Source organism: Luteibacter jiangsuensis, assembly GCF_030812295.1.
Lineage (GTDB): Bacteria > Pseudomonadota > Gammaproteobacteria > Xanthomonadales > Rhodanobacteraceae > Luteibacter > Luteibacter jiangsuensis_A.
In genome coordinates this window covers 909,054-925,043 of sequence record NZ_JAUSSK010000002.1, presented here as the reverse complement: position 1 = coordinate 925,043, position 15,990 = coordinate 909,054, and the positions used below count along the sequence as shown (strand labels likewise).

Annotated in this window: 13 protein-coding genes and 1 pseudogene; 6 read left to right on the top strand and 8 right to left on the bottom strand. The window is 64.3% G+C overall.

Going from position 1 to position 15,990, the window contains the following annotated elements:
* Window positions 1-70: 70 nt before the first annotated feature.
* The 3 genes from J2T07_RS09385 to J2T07_RS09375 all read left to right on the top strand — a co-directional run bounded on the left by J2T07_RS09385 (window position 71) and on the right by J2T07_RS09375 (window position 3,092).
* Window positions 71-352 (top strand): DUF2188 domain-containing protein, encoded by a 282-nt coding sequence (locus J2T07_RS09385; protein ID WP_306849257.1) that lies wholly within the window; start codon window positions 71-73, stop codon window positions 350-352.
* Window positions 353-420: 68 nt separating this feature from the next.
* Window positions 421-2,517: an ATP-dependent DNA helicase DinG gene (gene dinG, locus J2T07_RS09380; protein WP_306849255.1), complete on the top strand. Its 2,097-nt coding sequence runs from the start codon at window positions 421-423 to the stop codon at window positions 2,515-2,517.
* Window positions 2,514-3,092, top strand: a complete 579-nt coding sequence (locus J2T07_RS09375) for a HutD/Ves family protein (protein ID WP_306849254.1) — start codon at window positions 2,514-2,516, stop codon at window positions 3,090-3,092. Before dinG ends, J2T07_RS09375 begins: the two co-directional genes overlap by 4 nt.
* A 142-nt stretch (window positions 3,093-3,234) precedes the next feature.
* Here J2T07_RS09375 and J2T07_RS09370 read toward each other — a convergent pair whose 3' ends face one another.
* Complete coding sequence (locus tag J2T07_RS09370) at window positions 3,235-3,525, bottom strand: hypothetical protein (protein WP_306849253.1); 291 nt, start codon at window positions 3,523-3,525, stop codon at window positions 3,235-3,237.
* Window positions 3,526-3,740: 215 nt separating this feature from the next.
* Here J2T07_RS09370 and J2T07_RS09365 point away from each other — a divergent pair, with 215 nt between their 5' ends.
* The gene (locus J2T07_RS09365; protein WP_430539335.1) at window positions 3,741-4,277 is read left to right on the top strand and encodes a lipocalin family protein; all 537 of its coding nucleotides are present in this window, start codon (window positions 3,741-3,743) and stop codon (window positions 4,275-4,277) included.
* 106 nt (window positions 4,278-4,383) lie between these two features.
* On the opposite strand, the gene J2T07_RS09360 is transcribed toward J2T07_RS09365, so the two are convergent.
* From J2T07_RS09360 to J2T07_RS09350, 3 genes and pseudogenes are all read right to left on the bottom strand, one after another.
* Window positions 4,384-5,166, bottom strand: a complete 783-nt coding sequence (locus tag J2T07_RS09360) for a hypothetical protein (protein WP_306849251.1) — start codon at window positions 5,164-5,166, stop codon at window positions 4,384-4,386.
* Between the two features lie 2 nt (window positions 5,167-5,168).
* Window positions 5,169-5,875 (bottom strand): annotated as a pseudogene (locus J2T07_RS09355) (transposase); the annotation flags it as partial.
* Between the two features lie 151 nt (window positions 5,876-6,026).
* Window positions 6,027-6,506, bottom strand: a complete 480-nt coding sequence (locus J2T07_RS09350) for a hypothetical protein (protein WP_306849248.1) — start codon at window positions 6,504-6,506, stop codon at window positions 6,027-6,029.
* A 554-nt stretch (window positions 6,507-7,060) separates the two neighbouring features.
* Between J2T07_RS09350 and J2T07_RS09345 the strand changes: the two genes are divergently transcribed.
* Together J2T07_RS09345 and J2T07_RS09340 are read left to right on the top strand one after the other, a co-directional pair.
* The gene (locus J2T07_RS09345; protein WP_306849245.1) at window positions 7,061-7,438 is read left to right on the top strand and encodes a YchJ family protein; all 378 of its coding nucleotides are present in this window, start codon (window positions 7,061-7,063) and stop codon (window positions 7,436-7,438) included.
* Window positions 7,435-7,743: a hypothetical protein gene (locus tag J2T07_RS09340; RefSeq protein ID WP_306849243.1), complete on the top strand. Its 309-nt coding sequence runs from the start codon at window positions 7,435-7,437 to the stop codon at window positions 7,741-7,743. Before J2T07_RS09345 ends, J2T07_RS09340 begins: the two co-directional genes overlap by 4 nt.
* A 188-nt stretch (window positions 7,744-7,931) precedes the next feature.
* Here J2T07_RS09340 and J2T07_RS09335 read toward each other — a convergent pair whose 3' ends face one another.
* The 4 genes from J2T07_RS09335 to gltB form a co-directional block, all read right to left on the bottom strand.
* On the bottom strand, window positions 7,932-8,726 hold the full coding sequence (locus tag J2T07_RS09335; protein ID WP_306849241.1) for an SDR family NAD(P)-dependent oxidoreductase: 795 nt from the start codon (window positions 8,724-8,726) through the stop codon (window positions 7,932-7,934).
* A 135-nt stretch (window positions 8,727-8,861) separates the two neighbouring features.
* A complete protein-coding gene (locus J2T07_RS09330; RefSeq protein WP_306849239.1) occupies window positions 8,862-9,623 on the bottom strand; it encodes an NRDE family protein in 762 nt (253 codons plus the stop codon).
* Between the two features lie 314 nt (window positions 9,624-9,937).
* The gene (locus tag J2T07_RS09325; protein ID WP_306849237.1) at window positions 9,938-11,392 is read right to left on the bottom strand and encodes an FAD-dependent oxidoreductase; all 1,455 of its coding nucleotides are present in this window, start codon (window positions 11,390-11,392) and stop codon (window positions 9,938-9,940) included.
* On the bottom strand, window positions 11,389-15,840 hold the full coding sequence (gene gltB / locus J2T07_RS09320; protein WP_306849235.1) for a glutamate synthase large subunit: 4,452 nt from the start codon (window positions 15,838-15,840) through the stop codon (window positions 11,389-11,391). The genes J2T07_RS09325 and gltB overlap by 4 nt, the downstream gene beginning before the upstream one ends.
* Window positions 15,841-15,990: the final 150 nt, after the last annotated feature.

Genomic DNA, 15,990 nt, shown 5'->3' with positions numbered 1-15,990 from the left:
GCGTAGCGTGGAACGCGAGGCCGCAGGAGCGGCCTCGCCCGTCTGGCACACCCACCATCGAGAGGGTCCCATGGCTTCCAGTTCCGCCCAACTGTTCATTCCGTATAGCGAATCGACACAGGGACCGTGGATCGTGCGCCGTGCCTCGCTTCCCCTGGGCCGGTATGCCTCGCAGGCCGCGGCCATCACCGCCGCGGAAGCACTGGCGCCGGGCCTGTCCGACAGCCTCGGCCGTCCCGTCGAGATCCACGTGCAGCAGGCCGACGGAACGTGGGAAGAGCATACCTTCGTGGTGGCCGGACTCGTTCCCGGGCTTCCCACGCCGTCCACCGGGATGAACCGTCACGCGTGAGCCTCGTGGGCTGAGACGACGATAGGGTAACCTTGCAAGGTTGCCCCGCGCGTTCCCATGTCTGCCCGATGCTCACCGACGACACCAAAGCCGCGATCCGCGCCGCCTATGCGCGGCTGAAGGACGGCCTTGCGGGGTTCCGTGGGCGCACCTCACAGCTGAAGATGATCGCCGAGGTGGCCAAGGCGCTGGCCGAGCCCGCGGGTGCAGCCGTGATCGAGGCGCCGACCGGCACGGGCAAGTCCATGGCTTACCTGATCGCCGGGCTCGAAGTGGCCCGCGCGCAGAAGAAGAAGCTGGTGATCGCCACCGCCACGGTGGCGTTGCAGGAACAGCTCGTCCAGCGCGACATCCCGCAATACCTCACCTTGTGTGGCGTCGAGGCCAAGGTGGCGCTGGCCAAGGGCCGTGGCCGCTATCTCTGCCCCCGCAATCTGCGCGCGGCAGGTGCGGAGCCCTCGGCACAGGGAGGCTTCGAGTTCGACGCCGATCTCGCCTTGTGGTCGCGCCCGCCCGCCGAGCGCGACACCAAGGCCATCGAGAAACTCGGCAAGGCGTTCGAGTCGCGCGAGTGGAACGGTGACATCGACACGAGTCCCGAGCCGCTCTCCGACCTCGTCCGCGGCATGATCACCACCAGTGCCGGCGGGTGCACGGGACGCAAGTGCGGCGCCTTCGCCGTCTGTCCGTTCTTCGTCGCCCGACGTGCCATCGGCGAGGCCGACATCGTGGTGGCGAACCAGGATCTCGTGCTGGCCGACCTCACCATGCCACGTGACGAAGACACCTTCGGCGGCGTGATCCTGCCCAAGCCGGAAGACACGCTGTACATCTTCGACGAAGCGCACCACGTGCCCGGCAAGGCGATCGACCGCGGCGCCGCCGACGTGCACCTCGCCACCGCCGTGCGCCGGATCGGCCGCCTGCAGAACCAGATCCATGGCGCCTATTCGCTCACCGACAAGGAAAGCATCGGCAACCTCACCCTGGAAGCGGGAGACGAGAAGCTGCTGGCGATGTCCAACGCGCTCGAGGAGATCGAGCGCGAGATCCGCCTGTCGTGGACACCCTCGTCGAGCGAGACCGAGCCGGTGTTCCGCGCGTCGCTCGGCCAGCTTCCGGACAACTGGAAGATGCACGCCGAGCACCTGCACCTCATCACCAGGGATATCCAGCGCTGGTTGCGCACGGTGCGCCGTACGGTGGTGGAAATGGAAGCCGGCGGCCCGACGCAGGAAGCCTTGTCGCGCGAACTCGGCGTGGCGCTGGAGCGACTCGATCGCCAGGTACGCACCTGGTACGCCTGGTCCACCGACGACCGCGAAAACAATCCGCCTCTGGCTCGATGGGTCAGCATGACGCCGGAACAACAACTGGTCTGCCACGCCTCCGCCGTCTCGGCGGGCGGGCTGTTGCGCAGCGTGCTCTGGGACAATGCGTCCGCGGTGGTGATGACCTCCGCCACGCTGAGCGCCGGAGGCAACTTCCGCGGCTTCGCGGATTCGGTGGGCCTGCCCAACGAAGCCCTCACGCTCAGCCTGCCGTCGCCGTTCGACCTGGAGAAACAAGCCAGGCTCGAAGTGCCCGCGCTGAAGACCTTGCCGGAAGATCGCGAAGGCCATGCACGCGAAGTGTCCGAGTGGCTGGCCAAGCACCTCGACTGGAACGCGGGCAACCTCGTGCTGTTCACGTCGCGGGCGAAGCTCGATCGCGTGCTGCAGATCCTGCCGATCGAGTTCGTGCGCAAGGTGCGTGCGCAGGGTTCGCTGTCGAAGTCCCAACTCATCGCCGAGCATTGCGAAGACATCGACGCCGGAAAGGGAAGCACGCTGTTCGGGCTCGCGTCATTCGGCGAAGGGCTGGACCTGCCGGGCAAGCTCTGCGAGACCGTCGTCGTCACTCAATTGCCATTCGCCGTGCCCACGGACCCCGTCGGCGCCACCTATGCGGAATGGCTGGAATCGCGGGGACGCAATCCCTTCATCGAAGTGAGCGTGCCGGATGCCACGCGCCTTCTTACGCAGTACTGCGGTCGGCTCATCCGTACCGAAACCGACACGGGCCGCATCGTGCTGCTGGACCGCCGCGTGATCACCAAGCGCTATGGCACGGGCATGCTTCGCGCGCTGCCGCCCTTCGCCCGCGAGATCGAGCGCGTCGCATGACGATCCTTCGTTTCGATGACCTCAAAGCGGTGCCGTGGAAGAACGGCCTCGGTGTCACGCGTGAGATCGCCGTGAAGCCAGCCGGCGCGTCGATGGACGATTTCCTCTGGCGCGTCAGCATCGCGGATGTCGACACGGCTTCGCCGTTCTCCCTTTTTCCGGGCATCGACCGCACCATCGTGCTGCTGGAAGGCGACGGGTTCACGATGACGCTGGATGGAGAGCGTGAGCACGCGTTGACTACACCACTCGCGCCCTTCGATTTTCCCGGTGAAGCTCGCGTCGACGTGACGCTAGCCGGTGGTGCGACGCGCGACTTCAATCTCATGGTGCGACGTGGTGTGCGGCGTGGACGTGTCGATGTCGTGCGCGGGCCTATGAGTGCGACGTTGGCGAAAGACGCCGTACTCCTCCACGTGGCCCGCGGCGAGGCGCATATCGACGGACAACTCTGCCGTCAGGGCGATTCGGTTGTTGGACCGGCTTGCACTCAGGGTGACTTGGCCGAGGCGCCTCGCCATCTCGAGTTGCCGCACGGCGCCACGGCGCTCGTCGTCGTGGTTGGCGAAACCTGACGCTCCTGTCGAAGTGCCATCGCCGACAAGGTCGGCTCCCACCGAGCAGGTGACGGCTGACGATCAGATTGCGACGGTCTGGTGGGAGCCGACCCTGTCGGCGATGCTCTTCCCCACCAAGATCATCGATGCCCCGACTACCTCACGCCGCACTCTCCACCACGTCACCCTCGCCACCCGCCGACGCCCGCGTCCAGAGATCCACCGACGTCAACTGGAAAGCCACCGGCGGCACGGCACGCTGCCAATACTCGATTCCCGGGAAATAAGGTCGCAGGTCGTCGACCAGTGCGTGGAAGCCCTTGTCCATTTCCGACACGGCGAGCGTCTCTTCCCCCTCGACATGGAAGAACAGGAACACCGTGTCATACGCGGCATCGTCGCGGTTGCCCGCCTCCACGCGCACGATGCGATCGACCGACACTTCGCGCATCCGCAAGTGTCCGGGGCACGCGACGATAGCCCCCGCATCGCGATCGAAGCGGACCGCCACCCGGCCGACAAGACGCTCCCGCAACCGCCTCAGGAGCGGTCTGCGGACGAGAGGTGGGTTCCTGTCCATGCGATGGCATGCCCCGGTGCAGCGTGGTTCAAACGACGTTCACTCCCCATGGGCATCGTAGGGGGTCGTTCCGAAGGAATCCAGCCATGCGCTCCGTATTCATCGCCCTGATCGGCTCCATGGCCACGGCCACCGTCGTCGCGACCACGCCGGTAACCGCCGTCCCCCACCTGGACCTCGCCCGCTACGCCGGAACGTGGCATGAGATCGCCCGCCTGCCGATGTACTTCCAGCGCAAGTGCACAGGGCCCGTCACCGCGCGCTATGCGCCCCAGGCCGACGGCACCGTTGCAGTGCACAACGAATGCGTCACCGCCGAAGGTACGACCATCGCCAGCGACGGTGTCGCACGTCGGCCGGAGCCCTTCGCCCAGGGCAAGCTGGAGGTGCGCTTTGCGCCGAAATGGCTGTCGTGGCTACCGCTGGTCTGGGCGGACTACTGGGTCGTGGCGCTGGACGATGACTACCAGTGGGCCATGGTCGGGCAACCGGGGCGGAAGTACCTCTGGATACTCTCGCGGCAGCCCTCACTGGATCGGAAGACGTTCGAGATGTTGAAGGCGCGAGCCGTGGCGATGGGGTATGACTTGTCGGGGTTGATCGTGTCTAGGGAGGTGATTTAGCCACACTCAGCTGCTACCGCTTGGCCAATAGTCGCCGGCCCCGCACCCGCGAACTTCCACTCGACATTACTTAGCTGGATACGAAAGCGCAGTCGACCGTATCAGCTTAACTGCGAACAGTCGTAGCTACTTGCCACCCTCGGCTTGACAGGCAGAAGGTGGCAACCCTTGGGGGGGAATACACTGAAGCTAGACCTTCCCTTTCAACGCGTACACATTGCTTCCCATTTAATATCCACGTTTCAGCAGTCCGTCGATCGACAAAAATTTCCATACTCGTACGGTTTTGTGACCGTACAGCAAATCGAAAGAAGTCATCGATTTCTCCGAGCGCTGTAACCGATGCACCGCCTGCTGCTTCGCTTCGTTTCGGGATACTTTTCTCCGCCACGGTCTTTGCCTCCTCGATTGAGAGCGGCACACCAGAATTTTCAGCATCGATACAAAGACGCACTGGATTAGACTTTATCTCATCGCCGAATGCGGCAAAGTTACTTGCCATTTTATCGCGGTATATCACAGAAATGTCGTAGCAGCCGACGCCCATCCCGTACATATGCGCGATGAACCACTTTCCGAAAACTTGACCGTGAACAAACCCCGTCGGTAGCCGAATATACGTTGCCTCTGTAGGAAGATTGGGATTGATGTGCGCGGACAGCGGCAGTTCAGTCGTACCCTTACGTACCTTGAAACTCAAACTTCCGACTAGCGAATCAAGAAGAAAGTCCGTCCTCACCTTAAGAGCTTTATCGCCATGATTGCTTAGCAGCACGTAGACCTCGCCATCATCCACGAGCATTTTCAGGGCCGGCCCATTCGCTGCCATTGCACTAGGCATGACAGCAATCATCAACGATACACAAAGTCCCGGCCTGAGCTTGCGCATATCAATAGCTCGTAACGCAGCTTGCCATTGAAGCTTTCGACGAAGCCGTTCCGCCATGGGCTTCCCGGCGCGATGAAGGCCGGGCCAATGGCGGCATCGCACATCCATCGCATCACCTTGTTCGCGGTGAACTCAGCACCATTGTCCGAACGTGCAAAGGCCGGTTTGCCATACAAGCGTATCAGCCGCGACAAGGTCAGGATCACGTCCTGCGCCCGCAAACTGGCCCCGACCTCGATGGCCAGGCACTCCCGGGTGTACTCGTCGATCACACAAAAGCAGCTTCAAGCTACGCCCGTCGACCATTTGATCGTGGACAATGTCGTCGCTGGCGCAAGGCGTGGTGCGCCACCCGCCGACTCAGACACAGGTAGCCTCAAGCTTCGCGCTGAGATAGCCCCCGACGAATCAACACGTCCACCGCGTGGCGCCGTGCCGCCGGGATCATCTTTTTTTTAATGATTTCCTTCATCCCTTCAATCGCCAGAAACTGCTCGGCGACCAAGCCCTTAAGCCTGGCGCTCTCCGATTCCAGATCCTTCAACCGCCGAGCATCAGGTACTTCCATTCCGCCGAACTTGTTACGTCAGCGAAAGAACGTCTGTTCGCTGATGTTGTGGCGCTTGCACAGCGTTTTGACCGGTGTCGTGCCGCTCTCTGCCTCGCGCAGAATCGTGATGATCTGTTCTTCGGTATACCGCTTCTTCATGAGCTCTCCTTGCTGTTTCAGGATAGAGAACCCACCTTCCGATTGGCTATACGTTTTGTCTCAGGTCAATGGTGCGGCCTTCCGCAGCCGACACCATCGCGGTTTCTGCAAGCAGCATGCTGCGAGCGAGCACATTCTTCTAGTCGCCCTCTTAGTAAGTTACATCACAGCGCTCCGACACCGAAGGCAACACACGGCTCGACTTTCCTTCAATAACGTCGATAGCGTTCTCAATTTGCGGAATCGCGCTTATGCCGAGAATCAAGGTTCCAGCCTCAGGATGCATTTTTTTATCCAAGAGCTTACGCATGGCGGGCAGAGAGCTAGACGCTTGCGATCCGATCAACGCAAGACTCCGCACTGCAAAATAGCTGACACCCTCATCATCAGAATCTAAAGCCTGTGCTAGATCATCCATCAATTGTTTGGATGCTATGTTGTGCTCCCTTGTCGCCGCGACCAAAGTGCATATGTGGATTGCTGCTGTTCGCGCATCTTCTACATTTTTTGAATGGACAAGCATCAGCCGCTGCTGCTCTAACTCTGCATAACGCGAACTTACTTCACTTGCAACTGCATATCCATTTGCAAAGAGCAGCAGAGCTGTCAGAAGTGCGTGGATCACGTTCATCGTGGCCAACTCGTAGTGTAGTCGAAATTTAGGATATTGCTGGACGGCGAACCCAGGTGTGGATCAATCGATGTAGCCGGAGCCCTTCCCGCTTCTTTTACGCCACCATCAATAAAGCTTGAGGGCAGCTTCAGCCCTTCGTAGAACGCGGCCTGTCCGGTCCATGTTATGGAACCAGACGCCAATCCACTTGGGGCACCTTTAAAGTAAAACGTATCATTACTATCTGCGATGTTGTTACCTGGAAGCACTCGGAACGCCTCCCAGAAGGTTGTATCGCGATGGAGAACAACGAAAAAAAACGTACGGGGAGTTATCAGGCACCATCGCCAGATCGCACCCCATGCGAACCTTCAAGGCCTGTCCGCAATATGCTTTCTTAGGACGATGAAATTCCACGATTGACGATGCATCGCTAGCTCATCAGTCATAAACATCCCCCCAGTGACCCAAGCAGAACACCCCACCGCATTACATGCCACCGTCCTCGCTCCTGCTGGGCAATGGGCGCCGGGTGCTCGAGCTAACCAAGAACATGCGAAGGACGAACGGCTATGAATGAGTGTCCTTGTGGATATGGCGATTACGCCACCTGCTGCGGCCGATGGCACTCGGGCGAACCCGCACCAACAGCCGAAGCACTCATGCGGTCGCGCTATAGCGCCTACGTACTCGGCCTGGAGACCTACCTGCTCGAAACATGGCACCAGAGCACGCGACCGGCTTCACTTGGCCTGGCCACGCAGGCGCCGAAGCCGACATGGCTCGGCTTGACCGTCAAACGCCACGTGAATCCCACGCCGGACACGGCCATCGTCGAGTTCGTCGCGCGATTGCGGATGGGTGGAGGAAGCGCGGAGCGCATGCATGAAACCAGCCGGTTCGTGCGTGAGGACGGGCGCTGGCTCTACGTGGACGGGGACGTGTCGTGAGTCGCTTCGAGGCGACGATTTGCGAGGCCATCGCCTCGATGCGGTTGTTGCTGGTGGAGTACGGGGACACGGCGCGGCTGGTGCAACCGCATGTGTACGGCGACGACCACGCGGGTGACCGGTTGTTGAGTGCTTACCAGGTGTCCGGCGAAAGCGCGTCGGGCGCGTCCGCCGGATGGAAGTTCTTCCGGATGGATCGGGTAACTTCAGTGACACTGAGCGAACAACGGTTCCGTGCGCCGCGGCCGGAGTTTCAGCGGAACGATGGGGCCTTTGCGCGGATCATCTGTCAGCTGGGCGATTGAATGGCGTGTGTGGGAGCCGCTTCAGCGGCGATGGGTGCTTGCCGGTACCTGGCCCGCTGCCGCGGGATCGCCGCTGAAGCGGCTCCCACAAACAAGCGGCTCACACAAACAAGCGGCTTCCACAACAAACTGCTCCCACACACGAAGCAGCCCCAGACACGCGAAGCTGCTTCCAGCGCGGCGCTCGATCAGATGATGGAGCGGGTGACGCCGCCGTCGACGCGGATCGAGGCACCGGTGGTGCCGGAGGCTTGCTCGGAGGCGAGGTAGACGGAGACGTTGGCCACTTCCTCGACGCTCAGCAGGCGCTTGATGAGCGACGTCGGTCGGTGGGTCTGGATGAAGTCGCGCTCGACCTCGTCGAGGCTCTTGCCCTGGCTCTGCGCGATCTTGCCGAAGAACTCGCTCACGCCTTCGGACAAGGTCGGTCCCGGAAGAATCGCGTTCACCGTCACGCCGGTGCCGGCGAGCACCTCGGCCAAGCCGCGCGACACACCGAGCTGGGCGGTCTTGGTCACGCCGTAGTGGACCATCTCGGCGGGGACCTGCACGCCCGATTCGCTGGAGATGAACTGCACGCGGCCCCAGCCACGCTGGGCCATGCCCTTGGCGTAATGGCGTGACAGCCGCACACCCGAAGTGACGTTCACCTCGAAGAACCGCGTCCACTCGGCGTCGTCGATGTCGAAGAAATCCTTCGGCTCGAAGATGCCGAGGTTGTTGACGAGGATGTCGGTGTCGGGCACGGCCTTGATGAGGGTGGCGGCACCTTCGGCGGTACCGAGATCGGCAGCGATGCCGCTCACCTTCGCACCAGGGACGGCCTTCTTCACGGAAGCGATGGCTTCGTCGACGCGCGCTTGCGTGCGGCCGGTGACGACGACGGACGCGCCGGCCGCGGCGAGGCCGGTGGCGATGGCCAGGCCGATACCCGCGGTGGAACCGCTGACGATGGCGCTGCGCTTGCTGAGGTCGATGTTCATGGTGGCTCCGGGAGATTGATGAAAGGACGCGGCTTGGCGTACCCATCCATCGTCGGGGCATACGCGGAGCGATTCAATCGCCTGGAAGGCAAAAGACTCTCGCCTGAAAGCCAAGGACGGTGAGGCGGACGTGGCCTATGCGACGGACAGGCGGGTCTCGCCCGCCGGCACGCCATGGGGGCCGAAACGTCGTTCCGCGATCAGGGTGCGGTCTTCATGATCGACCAGGATCACGGTGCTGGCCCGGGTGCCGTAGTTCTCGCCGACGATGAAAGCGCTCGACAGCAAGCGCTCCCGTTCGATACCGATGCCCGTGTCGGGCAGCAGGTCGTCCGGCCAGCGGCCCTGGTCGGACAACATGGCGAATAGCGCCTCGATGTCGTCGTCCTTGCCTTCCTTGAGCCACTCGTCCAGACGGTGTACCAGGGCGCGTGTTTTTGGCCATGGGGCGTTGAAGTCGGCGTTGCTCAGTCCGTGGACGCCCGGCTCGACGGGTTGTGCACGCGCGTTCGGATGGTTGCCCAGGTAGTACGCGTCGTCGCGGTCGAAGGTCAGCAGGTTGAACGGACGGTAGTCCTTGGCGCTGGCCATCAACTCGATCGCGTGTGTCCGTACCGGGAGGGTCGAGCCGAGGTAGTCGGCGACGAGCAGTCCGCGCGAGAGACCGCTGTGGTCCGCGGACATGTCGCGCACGTTGGTGATCACGCCGGCTCGTCCCTGCGTTCCCACGCCGGCCCACGTACCGCCCGCCTCGAGGTCGCGTCCCGCGAGGATTTGCGGCGCTTCGTCCCAGGGGGCGAGCGGTGCGGTGGGGCGGGCATGGAATTCGTCGCGGTTGCCGACGAGAACAAGGCGCCAGCGCGGGTGGGCGCGCCAGGCGAAGGCGATCAGGCACATGGAGTTTTGGCTCGGGGGAGCATCGCCTTATTGTGCTCTCTCGTGTTGCCGTTCGGGAACCTGGGTATTGGTGATTACCCAGGGTGGTAACTACCTAAGTTGGAAGCCGCCTCGGCGGGAGCCGACCCTGTCGGCGATGGGTGCTCGCTCAACCCTTGACCCTATGTGGGAGCCGGCTATGCCGGCGATGGGGGTTGATTCGGTCTGGCCCGCTGCCGCGGGATCGCCGACAGAGTCGGCTCCCACCAGGTCTTGGGGTCATCAGCCTCAAGGCCTCAAGAACTGAGACCTTGAGGCCCTGAGCCCTCGAGGTGCTAACGAAGGCTTTCCGCGAGGCCTTGGACCTTGGCATCCGTCTTCTTCGCCGCCAGCATGCGGGCGATCGAGGCGGCGGCTTCGCGGCCATCGTAGACGGCGCGGACGACAAGGTCGGCTCCGCGTACGTTGTCGCCACCGGCGAAGACGCGCGGGTTGCTCGTTTGCAGGGGCAAGCGGCCTTCGCCGCCGGCGACGATGCGGCCGCTGCGGTCGCGCTCGATACCGAAGGCGTCGCACCAGTCGGGCGGGCTCGGTTGGAAACCGAAGGCCTGGATCACCACGTCGGCGCGCAGGTCGGTCTCGCTGCCTTCGACGTTGCGCGGGCGTGGACGTCCATCGCCGTCGTCGACGAGCTGGGTCTCCACCACGCGCACGGCGCTTACCTTGCCTTCCTCGCCCACCAGCGCGATGGGTTGACGCTGGAACAGGAAGCGCACGCCTTCTTCGCGGCTGTAACCGACTTCCCGGCGTGATCCAGGCATGCTCGGCTCGTCGCGGCGGTACACGCAGGTGACCGACGCCGCGCCGAGGCGGATCGCCGTGCGGTTGCAGTCCATGCCGGTATCGCCACCGCCCAGCACCACCACGTGCTTGCCGGCGAGGTCGTATTCCGGCGCGGGCATCTCGTCGTGCAACAAACGTTCGGTATTGGCGATGAGGAAGGGAAGCGCATCGTGCACGCCTCGCAGGTCACGGCCATCGAGTTGACCATCGACAAACGTATAGGCACCGGTGCCGACGAACACGGCATCGTAATCCGCAAGCAATTCGTCGAACTCGATATCGCGGCCGATCTCGACGCCAAGATGGAAACGCACGCCCATGCCTTCGAGGACCATGCGCCGCGTCCGCACCACCGACTTGTCGAGCTTGAACGGAGGAATGCCGAAGGTGAGAAGGCCGCCGATCTCGTGCTGGCGGTCGAAGACGTCCGCACCGATGCCGGCCAGGCGCAGGCGATCCGCGCAGGCGATCCCTGCGGGGCCCGCGCCGACCACGGCGACGCGGGCCCCGGTTTCGCGCACGCGGGAGAGATCCGGACGCCAGCCCTGCCGGATGGCTTCGTCGGTGGCCCAACGCTCGACGCTGCCGATCGTCACCGCGCCGAAATCGCCCTGCTCCAATGTGCACGCGCCCTCGCACAGGCGATCCTGCGGGCACACGCGGCCGCAGATCTCCGGCAACGGATTGGTCTCGTGCATCAACGTGGCCGCTTCGAAAAGGCGGCCATCCTGCACCAGCTTCAGCCAGTTCGGAATGTAGTTGTGGACCGGGCAAGCGTGCTCGCAATACGGGTTGCCGCAATCGATGCAACGCTCCGACTGCGACGCGGCTTCCGTCGGCGCGAAGTCGCCGGAGATCTCGCCGTAGCCGAGCACACGCACCGCGACGGGGACGGTGCGCGGCGTCTGCCGGGGAACGTCGAGGAAGCGGAAGTCCTTCGCGCTCATGCGGCACTCCGCAGTTCTTCGGCGAGCGCATCGAGGCTCGCCGCCTTGGGCTTCACCAGCCAGAATCGCTGCAGCAGCCCGCGGAAGTCGCCGAGCACGCGATGGCCCCAGGCACTGCCGGTGAGTTCGGCATGACGGGCGATGAGTTGGCGCAGGTGCTGCATGTAGTGTTCCATGCCTTCGTGCGAAATACGCACGATGTCGACGAGTTCATGGTTGTAGCAGTCGACGAAGCTGCGTTCGAGATCGAGCACATAGGCGAAACCGCCGGTCATGCCCGCGCCGAAGTTGAGCCCGGTGTGGCCGAGCACGGCCACCACGCCGCCGGTCATGTATTCGCAGCAGTGGTCGCCCGCGCCCTCCACCACGGCCAGCGCGCCGGAGTTGCGCACGGCGAAACGCTCGCCTGCCTGGCCCGCGGCGAACAACTCGCCACCCGTCGCGCCGTACAGGCAGGTGTTGCCGATGATCGAGGCGTCCTGGCTGGCGAACGGCGAGTCCGCCGGCGGACGGATGACCAGGCGGCCACCGGCCATGCCCTTGCCGACGCCATCGTTGGCTTCGCCCACGAGATCGATGTGCACGCCCCCGGCGTTCCACGCGCCCAGGCTCTGGCCCGCCGCACCCTCGAGATGCAGATCGATCGGCTTGTCGGCCATGCCGGCGTCGCCCCAGCGGCGTGCCACATCGCCCGAAAGACGAGCGCCGATGGCGCGGTCGGTGTTGACGATGGGATAGCGGAACGTGCCACCGAGACGATCGGCCACGGCAAGGCGCGTATCCGCGGTGATCCGGTTGGCCAGCGACGCGGGATCGCGCATCGGATTGCGTGCCAGCGTGCAGGCGAAGTCGACCTGCTCGCCCAATCCGTCTTCGGTGATCAGAGGTGCCAGGTCGAGGCGTTCCTGCACGGCGGTGACACCGTCGCGCTGTTCCAGGCGGCCACTCTGTCCGATCAGCTCGCCCAGCGAGCGGACGCCAAGGCGCGCGAGGTGGCGGCGCACGTCTTCCGCGATGAAGCGGAAGTAGTTCATCACCATGTCGGGCAAGCCGAGGAAGTGCTTCTGGCGCAGCACCGGATGCTGGGTGGCCACGCCGGTGGCGCAGTTGTTCAGATGGCAGATACGCAGGTACTTGCATCCCAACGCCACCATGGGGCCGGTGCCGAAGCCGAAACTCTCGGCGCCCAGCATCGCCGCCTTGATCACGTCCAGGCCCGTCTTCAGGCCGCCGTCGGTCTGCAGGCGTACGCGTCCACGCAGGTCGTTGAGACGCAGGGTCTGCTGTGTTTCCGCAAGACCCAACTCCCAAGGTGTACCCGCGTACTTGATGGAGGTGAGCGGGCTCGCCCCGGTGCCGCCATCGTGCCCGGACACCGTGATGAGATCCGCACCCGCCTTCACCACGCCGGCGGCGACGGTGCCGACGCCCGCGTGCGAGACCAGCTTCACCGAGATCAATGCCTGGGGATTCACTTCCTTCAGGTCGTGGATCAGCTGGGCGAGGTCTTCGATGGAATAGATGTCGTGGTGCGGCGGCGGAGAGATGAGGCCGATGCCCGGCTTGGCGTAGCGCAGCCGGGCGATCGTCGCGTCCACCTTGTGGCCGGGGAGCTGACCACCCTCGCCCGGCTTGGCGCCCTGGGCGATCTTGATCTGCAACACCTCCGCATTCACGAGGTAGGCCGGCGTCACGCCGAAACGGCCCGACGCCACCTGCTTGATCTTCGACGCGCGGTCGGTGCCGTAGCGCGAGGGATCTTCGCCACCTTCACCCGAGTTGCTTCGCGCGCCCAGGCGGTTCATCGCGATGGCGAGCGCCTCGTGCGCCTCCGGCGACAACGCACCGAGCGACATGCCGGCGGAATCGAAGCGCTTGAGGATGGCCTCCACCGGCTCGACCTCGTCGAGCGGGATCGGCGTGGCCTCGCGCGGCACGAGCAGGTCACGCAGCGCCGACGGAGGACGGGCGTCCACGTAGTGCGCGTACTTCTCGTAGTCCGACCATTCACCCGTGCGCACCGCCACCTGCAGGCTGGCGATCACGTCGGGGTTGTACATGTGGAACTCGCCGCCATGCACGTACTTGAACAAGCCGCCCGCGCGCAGCGCCTGCGCCTCGTCCCATGCCTCGGCCGCGAGCAGGCGCTGCTCGTGCTCGAGATCGGTGAAGGTGGAACCACCGATGCGCGATGGCGTGCCAGGGAAGCAAAGCGACACCACGTCCGGCGAGAGCCCGACGATCTCGAACAACTGCGCGCCACGGTAGCCCGCGACCGTCGAGATACCCATCTTGGACAGGATCTTCAACAGGCCCTTGCGGATGCCGCGCCGATAATTGCGGCCGATCTCGCGCGGCGCGCCCTCGCCGTTGCGGATGTGGCCGCTGCGGCCCATGTCGAACAGGCTCTGGTAGGCCAGCCACGGATAGATCGCGGTGGCGCCGAATCCGATCAGGCAGGCGAAGTGGTGCGGATCGCGCGGCGTGGCCGTCTCGACCATGATGTTGCACTGGCAACGCAGGCCCTTGTCGACCAGTCGCGCGTGCACCGCGCCCGTGGCGAGCAGCGAGTGGATCGGCAGCATGTCGCGGCGCGGATATCGGTCACTGAGGAAGACGATCTTCACGCCACCGCGTACCGCCGCCTCGGCGTCATCGCAGATGCGAAGGAGAGCCTGCTCCAGCGTCTCGTCCGCGCCGTACATGAGGTCGAAGCGCGGTGTATCGGCGTAGTCGGGATTGGCAAGGATCTGCCGCAACTTGCGCTGCGAGAGGATCGGCGAGTTCAGCAGGATCTGCTTCGCGTTCTCGGGACCGAGGTCGAAGATGTTCCGCTCCTGCCCGATCTGCGTCACCAGCGACATGACCAGGCGCTCGCGCAGCGGGTCGATGGGTGGGTTGGTGACCTGGGCGAAACCCTGGCGGAAGCGGTCGAAAAGCGGCCGGATCTGCCGCGAGAGCACCGCCATCGGCGTGTCGTCGCCCATGGAACCGGTGGCCTCGGCCTCGGTTTCGGCCAGCACCTTCAACACCGACTCGCACTCTTCGCGCGAGAGGCCGTAGAGCTTCTGGTACCGGCGCAGTTCGTCCGCCGGCAGCGGTTCGGCGGCGAGGCTTGGATCGATGAGGTCGGATTCGAGATAGGTGACGCCATCGCGCAGCCAGTCGCGGAACGGTGCGCGGGCACGATTGATCGCGTCGATATCGGCGTCGCGCAACAGGCGGTGCTCGCGGAAATCCACGGCGATCATCTCGCCCGGGGCGAGACGGCCCTTGGCCACGATGCGCGAGGACGGCACATCCCAAAGACCCGCCTCCGAGGCGACGATGAGGTGGTTGTCGTCCGACAACGCCCAGCGCGCCGGGCGCAGCCCATTGCGATCGAGCGTGCAGGCGGCATAGCGCCCGTCGCACATCACCAGCCCGGCGGGACCGTCCCACGGCTCGCTGTGCAACGCGTAATACTCGTAGAACGCGGCGAGATCCTCGTCGATGTCCTCGCGTGCGCCATAGGCCGGCGGCACCAGCACGCGCATGGCGGTGAGCAGGTCCATGCCGCCCATCAGCAGCACTTCCAGGGCGTTGTCGAGGCTTTCGGAATCCGAACCGCTCTGCCGCACCAAGGGGCCGATGTCCGACAGGTCGACCCGTTCCGAACGCATCACCGACGTGCGCGCCTGCATCCAGCGGCGATTGGCGCGGATCGTGTTGATCTCGCCGTTGTGCGCCAGGAACCGGAACGGCTGGGCGAGGCGCCACTGCGGCGAGGTATTGGTCGAAAAACGCTGGTGAAAGACCACCGCGTCGGCGACCAGGGCCGGGTGCTTGAGGTCGGGGTAGACGTCACGCAGGTGGCCGGGCGCGGCCATCGCCTTATAGGCGACCACTTCACCCGAGAGCGATACCACGTAGAACTGCTTGTCGTCGGCGAGTTTCAACTCGGCACGCCGGCGTGCGCGGAACAAGGCGGCCTCGAACGCGGCCGGGGCGAGATCGCCCGGCGCGTCGACGAACACCTGGCGTACGCACGGCATCGACGAAGCAGCCAGGGGGCCGCATGCGGCGGCATCGACGGCGACATCGCGCCATCCCGCCACGTGGAGATTCACCTCGGCCAGTTCGGCCTCGAGCACCCGTGCCGCCGAATCGTCCCCGTTGGGATCGAGGAAGACGACGCCGCTGGCGAAGTGCGTGGCGAGCGAGATGCCCGCTTCACCCGCCAGCGCGCGCAGCCATTCCACCGGCCGCCGGATAAGCACGCCGCAACCGTCACCGCTGATGCCGTCGGCGTTCACGCCACCGCGGTGGGAAAGCTTGGCCAGGGCGGAAAACGCTGTATCGACCAGGGCGGCGCTCGCGTGACCGTCGATCTGCGCGACGATACCGAAGCCGCAGCTGTCGTGTTCGAACGCCTCGTCGTAGAGGCGCGGAATGCCTTGCTTCACCATCCGCCTCCTCGTGGCTGTTGGTTGTGCTGGGTATGGCGCGCATCGGGCCCCGCGACCTGGAACGGTCGCCCTTCACGTGCGCGCTAAGGACATGCGTCCCACTTTAGTCACAATTGCCGCGCTGCGTCAAAGCATTCGGACGTCCAAACA